Annotated in this window: 15 protein-coding genes; 7 read left to right on the top strand and 8 right to left on the bottom strand. The window is 72.2% G+C overall.

Features of this window, described 5'->3' with window-relative positions; genetic code table 11:
* Positions 1 to 16 precede the first annotated feature (16 nt).
* The 3 genes from ACFYOJ_RS10530 to ACFYOJ_RS10520 form a co-directional block, all read right to left on the bottom strand.
* Positions 17 to 1,021, bottom strand: coding sequence for a class I SAM-dependent methyltransferase (locus tag ACFYOJ_RS10530; protein ID WP_356557001.1), 1,005 nt, complete (start codon positions 1,019 to 1,021; stop codon positions 17 to 19).
* A gap of 199 nt (positions 1,022 to 1,220) precedes the next feature.
* On the bottom strand, positions 1,221 to 2,555 hold the full coding sequence (locus ACFYOJ_RS10525; protein WP_356557002.1) for a polysialyltransferase family glycosyltransferase: 1,335 nt from the start codon (positions 2,553 to 2,555) through the stop codon (positions 1,221 to 1,223).
* Complete coding sequence (locus ACFYOJ_RS10520; RefSeq protein WP_356557003.1) at positions 2,552 to 3,532, bottom strand: glycosyltransferase family 2 protein; 981 nt, start codon at positions 3,530 to 3,532, stop codon at positions 2,552 to 2,554. Before ACFYOJ_RS10520 ends, ACFYOJ_RS10525 begins: the two co-directional genes overlap by 4 nt.
* 198 nt (positions 3,533 to 3,730) lie before the next feature.
* On the opposite strand from ACFYOJ_RS10520, the gene ACFYOJ_RS10515 reads away from it, so the two are divergent.
* From ACFYOJ_RS10515 to ACFYOJ_RS10490, 6 genes are all read left to right on the top strand, one after another.
* The gene (locus ACFYOJ_RS10515; protein WP_356557004.1) at positions 3,731 to 5,047 is read left to right on the top strand and encodes a DUF6716 putative glycosyltransferase; all 1,317 of its coding nucleotides are present in this window, start codon (positions 3,731 to 3,733) and stop codon (positions 5,045 to 5,047) included.
* A gap of 56 nt (positions 5,048 to 5,103) precedes the next feature.
* Positions 5,104 to 6,414 (top strand): cytidylyltransferase domain-containing protein, encoded by a 1,311-nt coding sequence (locus ACFYOJ_RS10510; protein WP_388596547.1) that lies wholly within the window; start codon positions 5,104 to 5,106, stop codon positions 6,412 to 6,414.
* Between the two features lie 48 nt (positions 6,415 to 6,462).
* Entirely contained in the window at positions 6,463 to 7,401 is a 939-nt protein-coding gene (locus tag ACFYOJ_RS10505) for an N-acetylneuraminate synthase family protein (protein ID WP_356557005.1), read from the top strand.
* 41 nt (positions 7,402 to 7,442) lie between these two features.
* On the top strand, positions 7,443 to 8,504 hold the full coding sequence (locus ACFYOJ_RS10500; protein ID WP_356557006.1) for a hypothetical protein: 1,062 nt from the start codon (positions 7,443 to 7,445) through the stop codon (positions 8,502 to 8,504).
* Positions 8,505 to 8,779: 275 nt separating this feature from the next.
* Positions 8,780 to 10,021, top strand: coding sequence for a M20 family metallopeptidase (locus ACFYOJ_RS10495; RefSeq protein ID WP_356557007.1), 1,242 nt, complete (start codon positions 8,780 to 8,782; stop codon positions 10,019 to 10,021).
* A gap of 165 nt (positions 10,022 to 10,186) precedes the next feature.
* Entirely contained in the window at positions 10,187 to 11,239 is a 1,053-nt protein-coding gene (locus tag ACFYOJ_RS10490; protein WP_356557008.1) for a BMP family ABC transporter substrate-binding protein, read from the top strand.
* A 106-nt stretch (positions 11,240 to 11,345) separates the two neighbouring features.
* Here ACFYOJ_RS10490 and ACFYOJ_RS10485 read toward each other — a convergent pair whose 3' ends face one another.
* The 5 genes from ACFYOJ_RS10485 to ACFYOJ_RS10465 all read right to left on the bottom strand — a co-directional run bounded on the left by ACFYOJ_RS10485 (position 11,346) and on the right by ACFYOJ_RS10465 (position 17,772).
* The gene (locus ACFYOJ_RS10485) at positions 11,346 to 12,332 is read right to left on the bottom strand and encodes a PAC2 family protein (RefSeq protein ID WP_356553815.1); all 987 of its coding nucleotides are present in this window, start codon (positions 12,330 to 12,332) and stop codon (positions 11,346 to 11,348) included.
* 221 nt (positions 12,333 to 12,553) lie between these two features.
* The gene (locus ACFYOJ_RS10480) at positions 12,554 to 14,170 is read right to left on the bottom strand and encodes a glycerol-3-phosphate dehydrogenase/oxidase (protein WP_356553817.1); all 1,617 of its coding nucleotides are present in this window, start codon (positions 14,168 to 14,170) and stop codon (positions 12,554 to 12,556) included.
* Between the two features lie 8 nt (positions 14,171 to 14,178).
* The gene (gene glpK, locus ACFYOJ_RS10475; protein ID WP_356553818.1) at positions 14,179 to 15,717 is read right to left on the bottom strand and encodes a glycerol kinase GlpK; all 1,539 of its coding nucleotides are present in this window, start codon (positions 15,715 to 15,717) and stop codon (positions 14,179 to 14,181) included.
* 98 nt (positions 15,718 to 15,815) lie between these two features.
* A complete protein-coding gene (locus ACFYOJ_RS10470) occupies positions 15,816 to 16,604 on the bottom strand; it encodes an MIP/aquaporin family protein (RefSeq protein ID WP_356553820.1) in 789 nt (262 codons plus the stop codon).
* Between the two features lie 403 nt (positions 16,605 to 17,007).
* Positions 17,008 to 17,772: an IclR family transcriptional regulator gene (locus tag ACFYOJ_RS10465; RefSeq protein WP_356553821.1), complete on the bottom strand. Its 765-nt coding sequence runs from the start codon at positions 17,770 to 17,772 to the stop codon at positions 17,008 to 17,010.
* 373 nt (positions 17,773 to 18,145) lie between these two features.
* Here ACFYOJ_RS10465 and metH point away from each other — a divergent pair, with 373 nt between their 5' ends.
* A complete protein-coding gene (gene metH, locus ACFYOJ_RS10460) occupies positions 18,146 to 21,658 on the top strand; it encodes a methionine synthase (RefSeq protein ID WP_356553822.1) in 3,513 nt (1,170 codons plus the stop codon).
* Positions 21,659 to 21,712: the final 54 nt, after the last annotated feature.

Genomic DNA, 21,712 nt, shown 5'->3' with positions numbered 1-21,712 from the left:
ACAGGAACGCGGCGCGTCACGGCGTCGGCTGGGACCCGGCCGCGGTACGCCGGCGCCGGGCCAGGCTGCGGCGTACCGCCCGGGTGGCGACCGGCGGCAGCAGGTCCAGGGCGAGACGGCGGGCCCGGCTGCGCGCGGACGGCGTGGCCGCCGGCCGCGCCGGGCCGCCCGCCCGCGCCGGCGGCTTCGGCTGCTCCGGAAGGGCCCCTGCGGCCTCCCGCGAACCGGCCGCCGGGCCGGGAGCCGGAGCGGACACCCGGTGCCGCGAGACGGGCAGGGACGGCAGCCGCATGGTCCTGCCCTTGGCGCGGGCCCGGATCAGCCGGTGGCCGGCGGCCTGCTCCACGCTCACCGTGCAGTCGTCGCGTCCGCTCAGCGCGGCGAGCAGCTCCTCCTGCACGGGCCCGGGATCCCCCCAGGTGCCGTACAGCTTCTGGGTGCTCAGGCAGACCGGGCGCAGCCCCCGGTTGAGCACGGCCTCCCAGGCGGCGACGGAGACGCCCGGGGTGTGCTCCGAGCGGAAGTCGTCGAGGACCACGATGCCCTCCGGCAGCAGCAGGTCACGGGCCGCGCCGATGTCGCCGTGGACGTGCTCGTACAGGTGGGAGGCGTCGATGTGGACGAAGCGGCAGCTGCCGGGCGCGACCTCGTCGGTGATCACCGAGCTGGGGGCCTGCACGATCGTCGGCAGGGCGTCGTGGAAGGAGAGGTAGTTCCGCTCGAAGGCCTGCCGGGTCAGGGTGGAGTACGACTTCGCGGTCTCGGCCCGGTTCGCCTCGTCGGGGGCGTCCGCCTCGAACAGGTCGCAGACGGTGAGCTTCTCGCCCTCCCGCAGGCGGTGGCCCAGCAGGATCGCGCTCTTGCCGAGGTAGGTGCCCAGTTCGAGCAGGTCGCCCCGGGTCCCCGCGGCCTCCTGCCTCTCCAGGAACCAGGAGAACAGCACCTGGTCGAGCGGCCAGAACCAGCCGGGTACGTCGTTCAGCTCAGTGGGACACGTGTGCGTAGCTTGAGCAGTCGCCATGAGGGGAGGATGCCTCCTCGAGTCGGAAAAGACAGCGGGCGCGCGCAGTCTTCCGGACAGAACATCGCACGAATCGCTCAATATGAACGGGAAGGTACGGCCCGGGGGCGTGGAGGCGACGGATGCCCGGCGTACCGGTGCGGCCGCCGCGCCGGAACAGGGCACGGTCCGCCGTTCGGCGCGGAACGGCGGAAACGGGTCACCGTCTGATCGCGCGGCGGACGGCCCGTGCCCGCCGCACCACCTTCCGCGCGGCGGAATTGTGCGGCAGGAAAGCCAGCCGTCCCGGAATTCCACCGGGCAGACCCAGGGAGGTCAGCCGCCGTTTCTTGAAATACCGCCAGGTGTGCGTGTCCAGATTCCGGCGCAGGTATTCCTCCGCTTCCGGCCGCAGTCCGGGCAGGATCTTCGGCTGCATCGCGAAGCCGACGGTCCGCACCAGCGCGCCGAGGGCCTCGGCGTCCATGCCCCGGCGCCCCTCGGCGACGGCCGCCGCGTCGTCCGGCCCGGGCAGCAGCGCGTCCACGACGGTGACGGGCACCCGGTTGCTGTTCTCGTACGGCGTCAGCCGGTCCAGCAGCGTCTCGGTGCCGACCCGGGCGACCGGCAGACCGTACAGCTCGGACGCCGTGAGCAGCGCCGTGGAGAAGCAGCCGACCACCAGTGCCGGGCGCATCCGCTGGTACAGCACCTCGGCGAGCACCGGCGTGTCCACCACCGTGAGGGCGACGCCGAGCCGCTCCGCCTCCTCCTCCAGGGAGCGGGTGAAGCGGGCGGGCGCCGTGGGGTGCGGCTTGAACACCACCCGGGTGTGCCCGAGACCGACGGCGCCCGTCAGCATCCGCACGTGCAGGTCCTCCTCCTCCTCGGCGGAGAGGATGCCCAGCGCGGACAGGTACTGGCCGAGCAGCAGCGCGGGCCCCTCGACGTCCGGCAGACCGGCGCCGGTGTCCGCCAGTCCGGCCAGCACCTTCGTGAACGCCGGGGTCGGCACCAGCTCCGGTGCCACCCCGAACTCGGTCAGCAGCAGCGGGGTGAGCCCCGGCACCAGGTCGAGGTGGAGCAGCCGCTCCACACGCGTGCCGACCAGCGGATCGATCTTGTTGCGGGTGGGGCCGTAGCTCATCAGGCCGTCCGCGTAGACGGTCAGGGGCGCGTCCGGGAAGAGCTGCGCCACCCCGAGCGCCGGCTGCACCTGGATCGACTCCACGGCCAGCGACACGTCGTCGTCCCCCAGGTTCCAGGCCAGCCGCAGATACCGCTCCCACATCGGGGCGTCGTCCACGCGCGGCGCCCAGCCGCCGGGATGGAACGGGAAGATCGTCTCGTTCCACGACACGACGTCGTCGAACCGGGACCGCAGCTGTTCGAACCCCGGCATGGCGTCGGTGGGCGGTGTCGTCTCGGGCGTCGCCGCGTTGTTGGAGACCAGCAGGATCCGCCGGTCGGCCGCGTCGAAGCAGCCCGCGTCCAGGGCGGCGGCCAGCGTGGCCGTGCCGTACAGCGTCGACGCCAGGAAGATCTGCGTGCTCACGCCGCCACCTCCCCGGCCGGCACCGGACGGCGGCGCAGCCGGCGCAGCCGCGTGGCCCGCTCGGCGTCCATCGAGGCCAGCGCCTCGTCGAGCGCGTCCTGCGGCATCCGCCGCAGCGCGGCGGCGCTCATCGCCTTCAGTCTGCGTGCCACGGCGGGCTCGAACCTCTCGATGGAACCCAGGTGATGGGAGATGATCGCGCAGTAGGTGCGCACGGCCTTCGGCAGCAGCGAAGCGGCGTCCGGGTCCGCGGCCGTCTCCGCGACGACCTGGTCGAAGGCGCGGATGAAGTCGAGCTGGCGGACGTCCCCGATCTGGGTGAGCGAGGTCGCCACCCCGCGCCGGTAGAAGACGCCGAGCAGCCCGGTCACCGCGAAGGACTCCGCCTCCCGGTGCAGCTTCCAGATCCACGGCCGGTCCTCGGCCGTGCGCAGCCCGTCGGTGAAGTGCAGCAGCCCCCGCTCGACCAGCCGGCGGTGGTAGATCCCCGCCCAGGCGTACGCGTAGTCGACCGAGGTCGAGCGGTGCGCCGGCAGGATCGCGTCGCGCGGGCGGAGGACGACGTTCCTGCGGCCGTGCGGCACCCGGACGACGGTGCGGGCGCGGGCCGTGCACTGCACGTGGTCGGTGCGCACGAAGTCGCAGCCCAGATCCTCGATCGCGGCGACCAGCCGGTCGTAGTGTCCGGGGGCCAGCCAGTCGTCGCCGTCCAGGAAGGTCAGGTACTCGCCGCGCGCCCGGTCGATGCCGGTGTTCCGGGCGGTCGCCAGGCCGCCGTTCCGTTCGTGGCGGACCAGCACCGCCCCCGGCAGTTCCTTCTCCGCGCGCGCGAGGAGATCCGCGGTGCCGTCGGACGAACAGTCGTCCACGAAAATGAATTCGAAGTCCTCTCGCGTGTTGGCGCGCAGACTGCGCAGGGTGTCGGGTGCGTATTGCCGCACGTTGTAGAACGGCACGATGACGGAGAGCTTGGGCACGGGAGTGACGTTAGGCGGCTGTCCGGCATGCGGCTTTGCCGGTGTCTTTACGGTGGATGAACGAGGAATGGCGAAGACGTGAAGTGGATGCGTTTTCCGGTGTGACGCGGCCCGGTTCGCCGTCCGGCGATGCGCTGTTCACCCTTTGTTGCATTCGGGTTGGGCGGTTCCTAGAAAGGGACTCGTAACTTCTGCGACGTGCCAGAAAGTGCAACGAAGGCCCGGCGAGTCGCCGTCCTCGCGGATTCCGACACCCGGTGGAAATGGGGCGCGCTCACCGCCGCCCGCGTCTCCCCCCACGGTGCGGACATCCGCCTGGACGGCTACCTCCTGCGGGGCCGCGCCACCCCCACCGCCCGCCAGCTGGCGGAAGTCGGCGTCGCGGCGGACTCGCTCCGCGAGGTGACCACCGCCGAGTTCCTGCGCGCCATGGCCGACGAGCCGTACGACGTGCTCGTCCTCGCCCTGGTCGGCGGCGGTGTCCAGGCCGTGCTGCACGGACTGCGGCACACCTGGCAGGGGCGCGCGGACCGGCCCGTCGTCGTCACCGGCTACGTCGGCGTCGTCTACGAGAAGCTCGCCGACGGCCTGCTGCTGCGCCACGGCGCCGACCTCGTCCTCGCCAACTCCCGCCAGGACGCGGACCGTTTCCGGGCCGTGTACGAGGGGGTCGGCGCCGACGCCTCGGCGGTGACCGAGGTCGCGCTGCCCTTCCTGGGCGGGGCCCGGCACACCGGCGACCACGGCCACCCGTACACGGTCGTCTTCGCCGCCCAGCCCTCCGTCCCGGACAGCCGCCAGGGCCGTACGTACCTGCTCGAGCGGCTCGTCCGGCACGCCCGCCGGCACCCCGGACGGGAGGTACTGCTCAAGCTCCGCTCCAAGCCCGGCGAGCACACCACCCACATCGAGGAGCTGCCCTACCAGAAGCTGGTGCACAAGGCCGACCCGCCGCCCAACTTCCGCCTGGTCTACGGGCACATGGGCGAGGTCCTCGACCGCACCGACCTGCTGGTCACCGTCAGCTCCACCGCCGCCCTGGAGGCCCTGCACCGCCGCATCCCGACGGCCGTGCTGACCGACCTCGGGATCCGCGAGGCCCTCGGCAACCACCACTTCGTCGGCTCCGGGTGCCTCGCCTCCTGGGACCAGCTCGACGACGGCCACCTGCCCGTGCCCGACCCGGCGTGGGTCGCCCGGCAGGGCGTCGCGGCCGACGGAACGTACGGCACCGCCTTCGACGCGGCCCGTGCCCGCATCGCCGAACTGCTCGACAGGCCCGGCGGCCTGCCCCCGCTCACCCCGTACTACACGCTCGCCACCGCCCCCGGCTATCTGCCCGGCGTCCTCGCCCGCCACCACCTCGCCCCGGACGGCAGCCCGCTGCCCGGCGCGCCCGCCGCCGACCGGGCCCCCGGTCCGGTCCGGCAGATCGTGCGCCGTGCCGCCCGCGGCGCCTACCGGCACGGCGTCCAGCGCGTCGCCCCGGTGATCCGGCGGATGGGGGAGCTGTGACCGGCCCGCGCCCCACCCCGTCCCAGACCCGCGTACCCGCCCGAGGAGCCCCCGCCATGACCCAGCCGGACGACCCGCACGCGCACCGAGCCACTCCGGCGGCGACCGGCGCCGTCACCGGGACCGGCACCGCGGTCACGGCGGCGGCCACGAGCCGGGGCGCCACCGTGCGCCGCGTGCTCGCCGTCATCCCCGCACGGGGCGGCTCCAAGGGCGTGCCCGCGAAGAACCTCGCCCCCGTCGGCGGCGTCCCCCTCGTCACCCGCGCCGTCCGCGAGTGCCTGGCCGCCCGCCTGGTGACCGACGTCGTGGTCTCCACCGACGACCGGGCCATCGCCGCCGCCGCCCGCGAGGCCGGCGCCGAGGTCGTCCTGCGGCCCGCCGCCATCGCCGGCGACACGGCCACCTCCGAGGCCGCGGTGCTGCACGCCATGGACACCCACGAGGCCCTGCACGGCGCCCCCGTCGACGTCGTCCTGCTCGTGCAGTGCACCAGCCCCTTCCTGGTCCGCGAGGACGTCGACGGGGTGGCCGCCGCGGTCGCCGAGGCCGGCGCCGACACCGCGGTGACCGTCGCCCCCTTCCACGGCTTCGTCTGGCGCGACGGCGAGGGCGAGGGCGACGGCGGCCACGGCGTCAACCACGACAAGTCCTACCGCCCCCGCCGCCAGGACCGCCCCCAGGACCTGTTGGAGACCGGCGCCGCCTACGCCATGGACGCGGCCGGCTTCCGCGAGCACGGCCACCGCTTCTTCGGCCGCACCGAACTGGTCCGCACCGACCCGGCCCGCGTCCTGGAGATCGACGACCCGCACGACCTGGCCCGCGCCCGCGCCCTCGCCCCCCTCCTCGACACCGCCAGGCCCGGCGCCCTGCCCACCGCCGCCGACGTCGACGCGGTCGTCCTCGACTTCGACGGCACCCAGACCGACGACCGGGTGCTGATCGACGCCGACGGACGGGAGCACGTCTCCGTGCACCGCGGCGACGGACTCGGCATCGCCGCCCTGCGCCGCAGCGGCCTGGCGATGCTGATCCTGTCCACGGAACAGAACCCGGTCGTCGCCGCCCGCGCCCGCAAGCTCCGGATCCCCGTGCTGCACGGCATCGACCGCAAGGACCTCGCCCTCAAACAGTGGTGCGAGGAGCAGGGCATCGCCCCCGAGCGCGTGCTCTACGCCGGCAACGACGTCAACGACCTGCCCTGCTTCGCCCTCGTCGGCTGGCCGGTGGCCGTCGCGAGCGCCCACGACGTCGTGCGCGGCGCCGCCCGCGCCGTCACCACCGTCCCCGGCGGCGAGGGCGCCGTCCGCGAGATCGCGGGCTGGCTCCTCGGCCCCTCCCTCGACGTACCCGCCGCCCCCTGACCCACCTGAACCCCCGCCCCACGCATCCCACGTAAGGAACCACCTGCCATGAGCACCGACTCCCGCATCCGCACCCTCGGCTCCCGCGAGGCCGGCCCCGGCCGCCCCGTCTACGTCACCGGCGAGATCGGCATCAACCACAACGGCGACCTCGAGAACGCCTTCCGGCTGATCGACGCCGCCGCCGAGGCCGGCTGCGACGCCGTCAAGTTCCAGAAGCGCACCCCCGAGATCTGCACCCCGCGCGACCAGTGGGACATCGAGCGTGACACCCCCTGGGGCCGGATGACGTACATCGACTACCGCCACCGCGTCGAGTTCGGCGAGGAGGAGTACCGCCAGATCGACGACTACTGCAAGAGCAAGAACATCGACTGGTTCGCCTCCCCGTGGGACACCGAGGCCGTCGCCTTCCTGGAGAAGTTCGACGTCCCCGCCCACAAGGTGGCCTCCGCCTCCCTCACCGACGACGAACTGCTGCGCACCCTGCGCGCCACGGGCCGCACGGTCATCCTCTCCACGGGCATGTCCACCCCCCGGCAGATCCGCCACGCGGTCGAGGTCCTGGGCAGCGACAACATCCTGCTCTGCCACGCCACGTCCACCTACCCGGCCAAGGCCGAGGAGCTGAACCTCCGCGTCATCAACACCCTCCAGCAGGAGTACCCGAACGTCCCGATCGGCTACTCCGGCCACGAGACCGGACTGCAGACCACCCTCGCCGCGGTCGCCCTCGGCGCCGTCTTCGTCGAGCGCCACATCACCCTCGACCGCGCCATGTGGGGCTCCGACCAGGCCGCCTCGGTCGAACCGCAGGGCCTGACCCGCCTCGTCCGCGACATCCGCACCATCGAGGCCGCCCTCGGCGACGGCGTCAAGAAGGTCTACGACTCCGAGCTCGGCCCCATGAAGAAGCTGCGCCGCGTCACCGGCGTCGTCGCCGAGGCCGAGATCGCCACGGCGGCCGGCGAACCGGTCACGGTCTGACCTCGCCCCCACCCCCACCACGACGGGACGGTCGTACGCCGATGAGCCGCCGCGCCGGGAACACCGGCCCCCACACCCTCGCCTTCGTCGAGAGCCCGGTGCAACTGCTGAACGTACTGGAGTGGGCGCACACCCGTGCGCCCGGCGCGGAGCTCACCCTCGTCGTCCTCTCCCCGGTGGACCCCATGACCCGGGGCCAGCTGCGCCGCATGGCGGAACTCGCCCGACGGGAGGGCCATGAGGTCCGCTGGGAGGAGGCCCGGGGCGGAGCGACGGCCCCCTTCCAGACGGTGGGGAGCCTCATGCGGCCCCTGCGCCGCGCGGACCGCGTCGTCCTGGGCGACCCCTTCTCCCGCTACGTCCAGCTGCTCCTGACCCTCACCCGCGCCCACGAACTGGTCGTCGTCGACGACGGCACGGCCACGATGGAGTTCGTCACCCAGCTCGCCCGCGGCGAACGCCTGGTCCGCTGGCACCGCAAGGGCGCCCGCTCCGGCCCCCGCGACCTCCTCTTCGCCCCCGTGTCGGCGTCCGCCCGGCGACGCCTGACCCCGGCCCGGGGCCGCGACGTGGAGGTCTTCTCCGCCATGCCCGTGGACGACACCCCGCACGGCGTCACCGTCACCCCCAACACCTTCGCCTGGACCCGCGCCCGCTTCGGCCCGCCCCGCATCACCAAGGGCGCCGACATGGTCGGCACCTCCCTGGTGGAGACGGGCGTCGTGGACGGCGACCGCTACCTGGACGCCGTACGCGCCCTCGCGAAGACCCACGGAGCCACCCGCTACTTCGCCCACCGCCGGGAGAGCGCGGACAAGCTCCACCGTCTGGCCGTCGAGACCGGCCTGGAGATCGTCCGCCCCGACCTCCCCCTCGAACTCATCGCCCGCCGCGGCCCCATCGGCCGCACCGTCCTCAGCTTCCCGTCCACGGTCGTCCACACCCTCCCACTGGCCCTCGCCGGCACGGACGTCCGCGTCGCCGTCTGCGACATCGACCCCGCCTGGCTCACCCGCTCCGCCTCCCCCCGCGCGACCGGCTTCCTCTCCGGCGTCACCCTCACGGCCCGAGGCGCCCACCGGCTGCCGGCGGTGGCGGGATAGACGGGCCCGGCCGGCGGCCGATGCGGGTGGATTCGTACCGGATCCGGTGTCGCGTCCGGCGCCCCGCCGTGCGCGGGGACGCGTGGGGAGGGCGGAGCGTGGTATCCGTGGAGGGAGCAAGGAAAGCGGAGGCGGGTACGGCGGCCGGAAGCGGGTGAGTTTACCCACCTCCATCGACACCCATGCGCCGTACGGCCAACTTTTCGTCCCCTAACGGGTTGAACTTTTGTTGATCGCAGGACAGTTGACCGCCTCGGCGTCCTACCCTTCAAAGGGTGAAGCAATTGATCTCCCGAGAGTCCGAGGCCGACACGTCCGGGGAAGCGCTGCTTCCCGGCACCCTTCCCGAGGCGCTGCGGGCCGAGCTCGTGGCCTTCCGTCGCGACCTGCACATGCACCCCGAGCTGGGCAATCAGGAGTTCCGCACCACCGCCGCGATCAAGGAGCGGCTCGAGCGGGCCGGTCTGCGGCCACGGGTGCTCCCGGTCGGCACGGGACTCGTCTGCGACATCGGCACCGACTCGGGACAGTGGACCGGCGGGCCGCGCATGCTCGCGCTGCGCGCCGACATCGACGCGCTGCCCATCCCGGACACCAAGAGCGAGTGCCCGTACCGCTCGATCGTGCCGGACCGCGCCCACGCCTGCGGACACGACGTGCACACCACCGTCGTCCTCGGCACCGGCCTCGTCCTCGCCGCCCTGCACGAGCAGGGCCTGCTGCCCCGGCCCGTGCGGCTGATCTTCCAGCCCGCGGAGGAGGTGCTGCCCGGCGGCGCCGCCGACGCCATCGAGGGCGGCGCGCTCGACGGGGTGCGCCGCATCCTGGCCGTGCACTGCGATCCCCGGGTGGACGCCGGGAAGATCGGGCTGCGGGTGGGCCCCATCACCTCCGCCTGCGACCGGCTGGAGATCACCCTCGACGGGCCCGGCGGGCACACCGCCCGGCCGCACCTGACGACCGACCTGGTCACCGCCGCCGCCCGCGTCGTCGTCGACGTGCCCGCGATCGTCGCCCGGCGCGTGGACAGCCGCAGCGGCCTCGCCATGACCTGGGGCCGCATCGACTGCGGCCACGCCCCGAACGTCATCCCGCAGCACGCCGAGCTCGCGGGCACCGTGCGCTGCCTCGACCTGGAGGCCTGGCGGCAGGCGCCCGACCTGGTCGTCGGAGCCATCGACGAGGTCGCCAACCTGCACCGGGCCAAGTCCGAGATCACCTACGTCCGGGGCGTGCCCCCCGTCGTCAACGAGGTGACCAGCACCGAGCTGCTCCAGGCCGCCATGGTCGCCCGGCGCGGCACGGACGCCGTCGAGTCCACCGAGCAGAGCCTCGGCGGCGAGGACTTCTCCTGGTACCTGGAGCACGTGCCCGGCGCGATGGCCCGGCTCGGCGTCCGCCCGCCCGGCGAGCGCACGGTGCGCGACCTGCACCAGGGCGACTTCGACATCGACGAGCACGCCATCACCGTCGGCGTGGAGATGTTCACCGCGGCCGCGCTCATCGACGCCGTCTGACAGCCCGCCCCGCACCGTCCGGCCCGGTGGGCAGCCGGTCCGGACGGGCCAGCGGCACGAAAGGGTAACGGCCCCGCGGAATCCCGTTCCCAGGAGTTTCTACGCGCGTTAATGTGCGCCGAACCGAGCGCCCGCTGCGGGGTTCTGGAGAAGGGGGAACGTCGGATGCGTCGTATTTCGGGACTGACCCGCGCCGCGGTGGGGGTCGCGTCGCTCGCACTCGCCGCCACGGCCTGCGGAAGCACCAGCAGCGAGAGCGGCAGCGGCGAGGCGGACACCAAGAACGACAAGGGTCTCGCCATCGCGTACGACATCGGCGGCAGGGGCGACCAGTCCTTCAACGACGCCGCGTACGCCGGTCTGGAGCAGGCGAAGATGGAGTTCGGCTACGAGACGGCCGACATCGAGCCCACCGAGGGCGAGACCGACGCCGACAAGGAGCAGCGCCTGGCGTCGCTCGCCAAGCAGGGCTACAACCCGGTCATCGGCGTCGGCTTCGCCTACGGCCCGGCGATGAAGGCCGTCGCCGAGAAGTACCCGGACACCACCTTCGGCATCGTGGACTCCGTGGTCGAGGGCAAGAACGTGGCGTCCCTCGTCTTCGCCGAGCACGAGGCCTCCTACCTCGCCGGTGTCGCCGCCGCCAAGGCCACCAGGACCAAGACGGTTGGCTTCGTGGGCGGTGTGGACGTCCCGCTGATCCACAAGTTCGAAGCCGGTTACAAGCAGGGCGTCGAGGACACCGACCCGAAGGTGAAGGTGATCTCGCAGTACCTGACGCAGACCGCCGAGGAGGGCGGCTTCTCCAGTCCCGACAAGGGCCGGGCCGCCGCCGAGGGCCAGATCGAGAAGAAGGCCGACGTCGTCTACCAGGCGGCCGGCCTGTCCGGGCAGGGTGTGATCGAGGCCGCCGCCAAGGCGAAGGTCTGGGCGATCGGCGTCGACTCCGACCAGTACAAGCAGGAAGCCCTGGCGGCGTACAAGGACCACATCCTCACCTCCGCCCTCAAGGACATCGACGGCGCGGTCTACGCCCTGGCCAAGTCGGTGGAGGACGGCAAGCCGCTGACCGGCGTCCAGACCTTCGACCTGAAGTCCGACGGCGTGGGCCTGTCCGACAGCAACCCGAAGTTCGCCGAGGTCCCGGGCGCCAAGGACGCCGTGGCCGAGGCGAAGGAGGGCATCGTCAGCGGCTCGATCAAGGTCAGGGCCGAGTAACCGGCCGGTATGCGGTCCCGGAAGCGGGGGGGGGGCCCCCCCCCCCCCCCCCCCGCCCCGGGCCCCCCCCCCCCCCCCCCCCCCCCCCCCCCTCTCCGTTCTTCGCTCACTCCTCCGACGACTCCTCGTCGTCCCCGCCCGGCTTCGGCGGCTTCGGCGGGCGCGTACGGCCGCTCGGACCGTCCCGCAGGAACGGCGTGCCGGGTGTGCCGTCGCCGCCGTCCGCCGTGGCGTGCCCGCCCGGTCCGGAGCCGCCGTCCCGGCGCCGCAGGTACCGCTCGAACTCGCGGGCGATCGCCTCGCCCGACGCCTCCGGCAGCTCCGCGGTGTCCCGGGCCTCCTCCAGCGACTGCACGTACTCCGCGACCTCGCTGTCCTCCGCGGCCAGCTGGTCCACCCCGACCTGCCAGGCGCGCGCGTCCTCGGGCAGCTCGCCCAGCGGGACGCGCACGTCGATCAGGTCCTCCAGCCGGTTCAGCAGGGCCAGCGTCGCCTTCGGGTTCGGCGGCTGCGACACGTAGTGCGGGACCGCCGCCCACAGCGACACCGCCGGAACGCCCGCGTGCGTGCACGCCTCCTGGAGGACGCCGACGATGCCGGTGGGGCCCTCGTACTTGGTCTCCTCCAGGTCCATGCGACGGGCCAGGTCGGCGTCCGACGTGGTCCCGCTGATCGGCACCGGACGGGTGTGCGGGGTGTCGCCCAGCAGGGCGCCCAGTACGACGACCAGCTCCACGCCCAGCTCGTGGGCGAAGCCGAGCAGTTCGTTGCAGAACGAGCGCCAGCGCATGGACGGCTCGATGCCGCGGACCAGGACGAGATCGCGCGGCTTGTCCCCGCCGACGCGGACCACCGAGAGCCGGGTCGTCGGCCAGGTGATCTTCCGGACGCCGCCCTCCATGAACACCGTGGGGCGGTTCACCTGGAAGTCGTAGTAGTCCTCGGCGTCCAGCGCCGCGAACACCTCGCCCTTCCACTCCCTGTCCAGGTGCGCGACCGCGGCGGAGGCGGCGTCACCGGCATCGTTCCAGCCCTCGAACGCGGCCACCATGACCGGGTCGATCAGCTCGGGAACCCCCTCGAGCTCGATCACCCAGCGCCTCCTTCCGACGTGCCCTCGCGTACCCCCCAACCTTACGGCGTGCGGAGGGACCGCCCGCAGCCCCCTTGCACGGGGGAGTGATCCGAACACTGCCCCGTTCACCGCCCCCGGACACCCCGGCCGTGCCCGGTGCCGGAACACGGAAGGGCCGCCTCCGCGCGGGAGACGGCCCTTCCACGACGCCGTGGCGCCGTCGCCCGGGGCCGTCCGGCCTACTTCTCGTCGAGCAGGTCCTGGACCTTCGCGCGGATCTCGTCCGTGGCCAGGCCGCGGATGGTCAGCGTCGTCCGGCGGCGCAGCACGTCGTCCTGCGTCTCGGCCCACTCGTGATCACGGGCCCACACGACCTGCGCCCAGATCTCCGGGGCGTCGGGGTGGACGCGCTCGGCCAGCTCCGGGTTCTCGTTGGCGATGCGGGCGATGTCGAAGGCCAGCGAACCGTAGTGCGTGGCCAGGTGCCTGGCGGTGTCGGCGGCCATGCGGGGGCCGGGGGCGGGGCCGTCCACCAGCAGCCGGTGGGCGACCGCGCGCGGGTTGGCGACGCCGGGCAGCGGCAGCTTCTTCGGCAGCGAGGCGATCGGCTCGAAGTCGTCGCCCAGCGGGTGGCCCGGCAGCGCCTCCAGCTTCTTCATGACCGTGCGGCCGATGTGGCGGAAGGTGGTCCACTTGCCGCCGGCGACGGACAGCATGCCGCCGCGGCCCTCGGTGACGACCGTCTCGCGCTTGGCCTTCGCGGTGTCGCCGGGGCCGCCCGGCAGCACGCGCAGGCCCGCGAAGGAGTACGTGATCAGGTCCCGGTCGAGCTGCTGGTCGCGGATGGAGAACGCGGCCTCGTCGAGGATCTGGGTTATGTCCTTGTCGTTGACCGCGACGTCCGCCGGGTCGCCCTCGTACTCCTCGTCCGTGGTGCCGAGCAGCAGCATGTCCTCCCAGGGGAGGGCGAAGGTGATCCGGTATTTGTCGATCGGGGTCGCGAGCGCGGCCTTCCAGGGCGCGGTGCGCCTGAGCACCAGGTGCGCGCCCTTGGACAGGCGGATGGAGGGCGCCGCGGCCGGGTTCTCCATGCGGCGCAGGTGGTCGACCCAGGGGCCGGTCGCGTTGAGCACCAGACGGGCGTTCACGCCGAACTCGTCGCCGGTCAGCCGGTCCTTCAGCTCGGCGCCGGTCACCCGGCCCTTGGTGAAGCGCAGGCCGGTGACCTCGGCGTGGTTGAGGACGACCGCGCCGGAGTCGACCGCCGCGCGCACCGTCATCAGCGCCATGCGGGCGTCGTTCATCTGGTCGTCGCCGTACACGGCCACGGCCTTGAGGTTGTCGGTGCGCAGCTCCGGCACGTCCTGCGCGGCCTTGGCCGGGGAGAGCAGGTGGCCGACACCGTCACCGAACGCGGACAGCGCCGAGTACGCGAAGACACCGGCGCCCAGCTTCGCCGCGCCGTGCGGCCCGCCCTTGTACACGGGGAGGTAGAAGGTGAGCGGGTTCGCCAGGTGCGGGGCCACCTGGCGGGAGACCGCGCGGCGCTCGAAGTGGTTCTCCGCCACCAGCTTCACCGCGCCGGTCTGCAGGTAGCGCAGTCCGCCGTGGAGCAGCTTGGAGGAGGCGGAGGAGGTGGCGCCGGCGAAGTCGCCGGCGTCGACCAGGGCCACCCTGAGGCCGGACTGCGCGGCGTGCCAGGCGGTGGAGATGCCGAGGATGCCGCCGCCGATCACGAGGAGGTCGTACGACGCCTTGGAGAGCTGCTCCCGGGTCTCGGCCCGGCTCGGGTTCGAACCGGAGGCCGGGCGCGACCCCAGGGCAGGCACGGACTGCAGGGTGGACTGAGTGGTCATTGCGGTTCTTACTCCTCGTCCTCGAGCCAGCCCATGGTCCGCTCGACGGCCTTGAGCCAGCTCTTGTACTCACGGTCGCGGGTCTCCGCGTCCATGCGGGGGGTCCACTCGGCGGCCCGCCGCCAGTTGGCGCGCAGGTCGTCGGTGCTGTTCCAGAAGCCGACGGCGAGGCCGGCGGCGTAGGCGGCGCCGAGGCAGGTGGTCTCGGCGACCATCGGGCGCACCACGGGGGCGTCCACGAAGTCGGCGAGGGTCTGCATCAGCAGGTTGTTGGAGGTCATGCCGCCGTCGACCTTGAGGGCCGCCAGCTCGACGCCGGAGTCCTTGGTCATGGCGTCGGCGATCTCCCGTGTCTGCCAGGCGGTGGCCTCCAGGACGGCGCGCGCGAGGTGCGCCTTGGTGACGTACCGGGTCAGGCCGGCGATCACACCGCGGGCGTCGGAGCGCCAGTACGGGGCGAACAGGCCGGAGAAGGCCGGCACGAAGTAGGCGCCGCCGTTGTCCTCGACCTGCATCGCCAGCGTCTCGATCTCGGCGGCGGTGGAGATCAGTCCCATCTGGTCGCGCATCCACTGCACCAGCGAACCGGTGACGGCGATCGAGCCCTCCAGGGCGTAGACCGTGTCCTGGTCGCCGATCTTGTAGCCGACCGTGGTCAGCAGGCCCGAGTACGAGTTGATGATCTTGTCACCGGTGTTCATCACCATGAAGGTGCCGGTGCCGTACGTCGACTTCGTCTCGCCCTCGGAGAAACAGGTCTGGCCGAACAGGGCCGCCTGCTGGTCGCCGAGCGCGGAGGCGACGGGGATGCCGCCGAGCAGCTCGCCGAGCCGGCCGCCCTTGATCTCGCCGTACACCTCGGCGGAGGAGCGGATCTCGGGGAGCATCTGGGCCGGCACGCCGATGGACTCGCAGATGCGCGGGTCCCACTCCATGGTGTGCAGGTTCATCAGCAGGGTGCGGGAGGCGTTGGTGACGTCGGTGACGTGCTTGCCGCCGTTCACCCCGCCGGTCAGGTTCCAGATGACCCAGGTGTCCATGGTGCCGAAGAGCAGGTCGCCCGCCTCGGCGCGCTCGCGCAGTCCGTCGACGTTGTCGAGCAGCCAGCGGGCCTTGGGGCCGGCGAAGTAGGAGGCGAGGGGGAGGCCGGTCTCGCGGCGGAAGCGGTCCTGGCCGACGTTGCGGCCGAGCTCGCGGCACAGGGCGTCGGTGCGGGTGTCCTGCCAGACGATGGCGTTGTGGACGGGCTCACCGGTGTTCTTGTCCCAGACCAGCGTCGTCTCGCGCTGGTTGGTGATGCCGATGGCCTTGATGTCGTCGCGGGTGATGCCGGCCTTGCCGACCGCCCCGGCGACGACCTCCTGGACGTTGGTCCAGATCTCGGTGGCGTCGTGCTCGACCCAGCCCGGCTTGGGGAAGATCTGCTCGTGCTCCTTCTGGTCGACGGCGACGATGCGGCCGTCGCGGTCGAAGACGATGCAGCGGGACGAGGTGGTGCCCTGGTCGATGGCGGCGATGAAGGGGCCTGCGGTGTGGGCGTCGGTCACTGTGTGCTCCTGGGATTCCGTGGTGGGACGGCCGGTGCTGTGGCGCGTGTGCTGGGGCTCGATTGCTGGGGCTCGATGATGGCCGAGCGGCTGCCCGCTCAGGCGAACGCGAGGTGGTAGACACCTCCGGCGATCGCTCCGCCGGCCAGCGGGCCGACGACCGGGATCCAGGCGTAGCCCCAGTCGGAGCCGCCCTTGTTGGGCAGGGGGAGCAGCGCGTGCACGATGCGCGGGCCGAGGTCGCGGACCGGGTTGATCGCGTAGCCCGTCGGTCCGCCGAGCGACAGACCGATCGAGACGACCACGAACGCGGTGATCAGGACGCCCAGGACGCCGAGGCCCTTGCCGTCGCCGTTCAGGCCCTGGGTGAGGATGGCGAGCACCAGGACGAAGGTGCCGATGATCTCCGTCGCGAGGTTCTGCGCCACGTTGCGGATCTCGGGGCCGGTCGAGAAGACGCCCAGGACCGGGCCCGCCGCGGGTTCCTGCGCCTCGACGGACTTGGCCGCCTTGCCCTGCGCGCCGCCGACGATCTCCGGGTCCGTGAGGTGGGCCCGGAACTGGCCGTAGTAGGCGACCCAGACCAGGACCGCGCCGATCATGGCGCCGAGGAGCTGGCCCGCGAGGTAGGCCGGGACATTGTCCCAGGCGCCGTCCTTGATCGCGATGCCGAGCGTGACGGCCGGGTTGAGGTGCGCGGCGGAGAGCGGAAACGAGATGTACGCCGCGGCCATGACGGCGAAACCCCACCCGAAGGTGATGGCGAGCCAGCCGGCGTTGCGGGCCTTGGAGGCCTTGAGCGTCACGGCGGCACAGACACCGCCGCCGAGCAGGATGAGTATGGCGGTACCGATGGTCTCGCCGATGAAGATGTCGGAGCTGGACACCCGCGACTCCTTTGTCCTTCGTCCAGGGGAAGCCGAACCCCGGGTCCCTCCGGGAGTTCCGGCGCCCTCGATGTGAGAGCGATGGCGGCCCTTGGCGTTGTCACACTCTAACGCGTATTGCCGGTAGGTGTTCGACAATGCCGACCGATGGACGCGAGTCTCGCCGGGCCTCACGCGGGCGTCAAGAGTTCTGTTATCGAAAACACGATCGTTATTGATCGGTGTGGGCTATCGGTCTCCGTGGGGAGTCTCCGGGATCCGGAGCTCGGGGCCTCCCGGAGGCGGGGAGGGGCGGGCGCGGAGGGAAAGGGTCCCGCAGGAGCCGGCCGCGGGAAAGACCCCGGGGACGGCGAAGGGCCGGAACACCGCCCGGTGTTCCGGCCCTGCTCGCCTCGTTCGCGCCTCAGAACCGTCCGGCGCCCAGGTCGCGTGAGACCGCGCGGGCGCAGTCCCGCACCGCCGCGATCAGCTCCGGCCGCAGCTCGCCCTCCCGGCACAGCCGCTCCACCGCGCCGGTGATGCCGACCGCGCCGACCGGCATGCGGCGCCGGTCGTGGATGGGGGCGGCGATGGACGCGACGCCCTCCCAGGTCTCCTCCACGTCGGCCGCGTAGCCACGCGCGCGCGTGATGTCCAGGATGTGCTCGAACCCGTCCGCATCGCAGACGGTCCGGTCGGTGTACGCCTTGCGCTCGGCCTCCAGGGCCTCGCTGTGCGCGACCGGGTCGTACGCCGAGAGCACCTTGCCCAGCGCCGTGGAGTGCAGTGGCTGCATGCCCCCGATCTCCAGGACCTGCCGGCTGTCGTCGGGCCGGAAGACGTGGTGCACGATCAGTACACCCTGCTGGTGCAGGACGCCGAGATGGACGCTCTCGCCGCTGGACCGGGCGAGGTCGTCCGTCCACACCAGGGCGCGCGCCCGCAGCTCGTGCACGTCGAGATAGGTGGTGCCCAGGCGCAGCAGCTCGGCGCCCAGCTGGTAGCGCCCGGAGGCCTCGTCCTGCTCCACGAAACCCTCCTGCTGGAGGGTGCGCAGGATGCCGTGCGCGGTGCCCTTGGCCAGACCCAGCGACGAGGCGATGTCGGACAGGCCGAGCCGCCGCTCGCCGCCCGCGAGCAGGCGCAGCATCGCGGCCGCCCGTTCGAGCGACTGGATGTTCCGTGCCATCGACGTACTGCCTCCGTCCCTTCGACTGCCGACTTCGGCGTCGCTGACGTCGTTCGGCAATGCCGAACACTACCGGTCCATGCCGACCTCCCGCCAATGGTCGGCGGGCAACTGTTGCACTCGGACCGCGATCCGGAGGAAGACCGGCGGACCGCGCCCGGGAGCGGCGGGCATCCGGTACGCCCTTCCGGCGACCGGCGTCACCCCTGGGGGCGGGCGTACGGCCCCATCCTCGTCCGTCACGTGGACCGCCCGGTCACCGGCCCCGGGTCCCGGCTACCCTGGCGGCGTGCGTTCTCTCCCGGGACGTCTTCGTACGGATGTCACCGGGCAGCGCAAAGCCGACAGCCGTCGCATCCTAGGGAGCCCCTTCATGGCCTCGTCGCCGTCCACCCCGTCCGCCGACCCCCGGACCCGTGTGTCCGCCCTCCGCGAGGCACTCGCCACCCGTGTGGTGGTCGCCGACGGGGCGATGGGCACCATGCTGCAGGCGCAGAACCCGACGCTGGAGGACTTCCAGCAGCTGGAGGGCTGCAACGAGGTCCTGAACGTGACCCGGCCGGACATCGTGCGTGCGGTGCACGAGGAGTACTTCGCCGCCGGTGTCGACTGCGTGGAGACCAACACCTTCGGCGCCAACCACTCCGCCCTCGGCGAGTACGACATCCCCGAGCGCGTCCACGAGCTGTCCGAGGCCGGCGCCCGGGTGGCCCGCGAGACCGCCGACGCGTTCGCCGCCCGCGACGGCCGGCAGCGCTGGGTGCTGGGCTCGATGGGCCCCGGCACCAAGCTGCCCACCCTCGGCCACGCCCCGTACACCACCCTGCGGGACGCCTACCAGCGCAACGCCGAGGGCCTGGTCGCCGGCGGTGCCGACGCGCTGCTGGTGGAGACCACGCAGGACCTGCTGCAGACCAAGGCGTCCGTGCTGGGTGCCCGGCGCGCCCTGGACGCCCTGGGCCTCGACCTGCCCGTCATCGTGTCGGTGACCGTCGAGACCACCGGCACCATGCTGCTGGGTTCGGAGATCGGCGCCGCGCTGACCGCGCTGGAACCGCTCGGCATCGACATGATCGGCCTGAACTGCGCCACCGGCCCCGCCGAGATGAGCGAGCACCTGCGCTACCTGTCCCGGCACTCCCGCATCCCGCTGTCCTGCATGCCCAACGCAGGCCTGCCCGTTCTCGGCAAGGACGGTGCCCACTACCCGCTGACCGCCCCCGAGCTGGCGGACGCGCAGGAGACCTTCGTCCGCGAGTACGGCCTGTCCCTGGTGGGCGGCTGCTGCGGGACGACCCCCGAGCATCTGCGGCAGGTGGTGGAGCGGGTCCGCGGCCTGACCCCGGCCGAGCGCGACCCGCGCCCCGAGCCCGGTGCCGCCTCCCTCTACCAGACCGTGCCCTTCCGGCAGGACACCTCCTACCTGGCGATCGGCGAGCGCACCAACGCCAACGGGTCGAAGAAGTTCCGCGAGGCGATGCTGGCCGGCCGCTGGGACGACTGTGTGGAGATGGCCCGCGACCAGATCCGCGAGGGCGCCCACATGCTCGACCTGTGCGTGGACTACGTCGGCCGGGACGGCGTCGCCGACATGGAGGAGCTGGCCGGCCGCTTCGCCACCGCCTCCACGCTGCCGATCGTGCTGGACTCCACCGAGGTCGAGGTCCTGCGGGCCGGCCTGGAGAAGCTCGGCGGCCGTGCGGTGATCAACTCGGTGAACTACGAGGACGGTGACGGCCCCGAGTCCCGTTTCGCCAAGGTCGCACAGCTGGCCCGGGAGCACGGGGCGGCGCTGATCGCGCTGACCATCGACGAGGAGGGCCAGGCCCGTACCGCCGAGAAGAAGGTCGAGATCGCCGAACGCCTCATCGCGGACCTGACGACGAACTGGGGCATCCGCGAGGAGGACATCCTCGTCGACTGTCTGACCTTCACCATCTGCACCGGCCAGGAGGAGTCCCGCAAGGACGGGGTGGCCACCATCGAGGGCATCCGCGAGCTGAAGCGCCGTCACCCCCGGGTGCAGACCACGCTGGGCCTGTCCAACATCTCCTTCGGCCTCAACCCGGCCGCCCGGATCCTGCTCAACTCGGTGTTCCTGGACGAGTGCGTCAAGGCGGGCCTGGACTCGGCGATCGTCCACGCCTCCAAGATCCTCCCCATCGCCCGCTTCGACGAGGAACAGGTCACCACAGCCCTGGACCTGATCTACGACCGCCGCCGCGAGGGCTACGACCCCCTGCAGAAGCTGATGCAGCTCTTCGAGGGCGCCACCGCCAAGTCCCTGAAGGCGTCCAAGGCGGAGGAACTGGCCGCTCTTCCCCTGGACGAGCGCCTCAAGCGCCGCATCATCGACGGCGAGAAGAACGGCCTCGAACAGGACCTCGACGACGCGCTGAAGACGCGTCCGGCCCTGGAGATCGTCAACGAGACCCTGCTGGACGGCATGAAGGTCGTCGGCGAACTGTTCGGCTCCGGCCAGATGCAGCTGCCGTTCGTGCTCCAGTCCGCCGAGGTGATGAAGACCGCGGTGGCCTACCTGGAGCCGCACATGGAGAAGACCGACGACGAGGGCAAGGGCACCATCGTGCTGGCCACCGTCCGCGGCGACGTCCACGACATCGGCAAGAACCTCGTCGACATCATCCTGTCCAACAACGGCTACACCGTCGTCAACCTCGGCATCAAACAGCCCGTCTCCGCGATCCTGGACGCCGCCGCCGAACACAAGGCCGACGTCATCGGCATGTCCGGACTCCTCGTCAAATCCACCGTGATCATGAAGGAGAACCTCGAGGAGCTCAACCAGCGCGGCCTGGCCGCCGACTACCCCGTCATCCTCGGCGGCGCCGCCCTCACCCGCGCCTACGTCGAACAGGACCTCCACGAGATCTACGACGGCGAAGTCCGCTACGCCCGCGACGCCTTCGAAGGCCTGCGGCTGATGGACGCCCTCATCGGCATCAAGCGGGGCGTGCCCGGCGCCAAGCTGCCCGAACTGCGCCAGCGCCGTGTCAAGGCCGCCACCGTCGAGATCGAGGAGCGGCCCGAGGAAGGACACGTCCGTTCCGACGTCGCCACCGACAACCCCGTCCCCGAACCGCCCTTCTGGGGCACCCGGGTCGTCAAGGGCATCCAGCTCAAGGAGTACGCCTCCTGGCTCGACGAGGGCGCCCTCTTCAAGGGCCAGTGGGGACTGAAGCAGGCCCGCACCGGCGAGGGCCCGACCTACGAGGAACTGGTCGAGACCGAGGGCCGCCCCCGCCTGCGCGGCCTGCTGGACAGGCTCCAGACGGAGAACCTGCTGGAGGCGGCCGTCGTCTACGGCTACTTCCCCTGCGTCTCCAAGGACGACGACCTGATCGTCCTCGACGAGGCGGGCAACGAGCGCACCCGCTTCACCTTCCCCCGCCAGCGCCGCGGCCGGCGCCTGTGCCTGGCCGACTTCTTCCGCCCGGAGGAGTCCGGCGAGAGGGACGTCGTCGGCTTCCAGGTCGTCACCGTCGGCTCCCGCATCGGCGAGGAGACCGCCCGGATGTTCCAGGCCAACGCCTACCGCGACTACCTCGAACTGCACGGCCTGTCCGTCCAGCTCGCCGAGGCCCTCGCCGAGTACTGGCACGCCCGCGTCCGCGCCGAGCTCGGCTTCGCGGGGGAGGACCCGGCCGCGATGGAGGACATGTTCGCCCTGAAGTACCGGGGCGCCCGCTTCTCCCTCGGCTACGGCGCCTGCCCCGACCTGGAGGACCGCGCCAAGATCGCCGGCCTGCTCCGGCCCGAGCGCATCGGCGTCCACCTGTCCGAGGAGTTCCAGCTCCACCCCGAACAGTCCACCGACGCCATCGTGATCCACCACCCGGAGGCCAAGTACTTCAACGCCCGCTGAGGCCCACGGACCCCTGCCACGGGGCTCTCCAGCGTCCCACCAGGCGTTCCGGCA

This window comes from Streptomyces sp. NPDC006384 (assembly GCF_042870695.1).
In the GTDB taxonomy this organism is placed as follows: Bacteria; Actinomycetota; Actinomycetes; order Streptomycetales; family Streptomycetaceae; genus Streptomyces.
The sequence above is the reverse complement of the archived record's forward strand: the minus strand, read 5'-3'. Positions and strand labels throughout refer to the sequence as shown.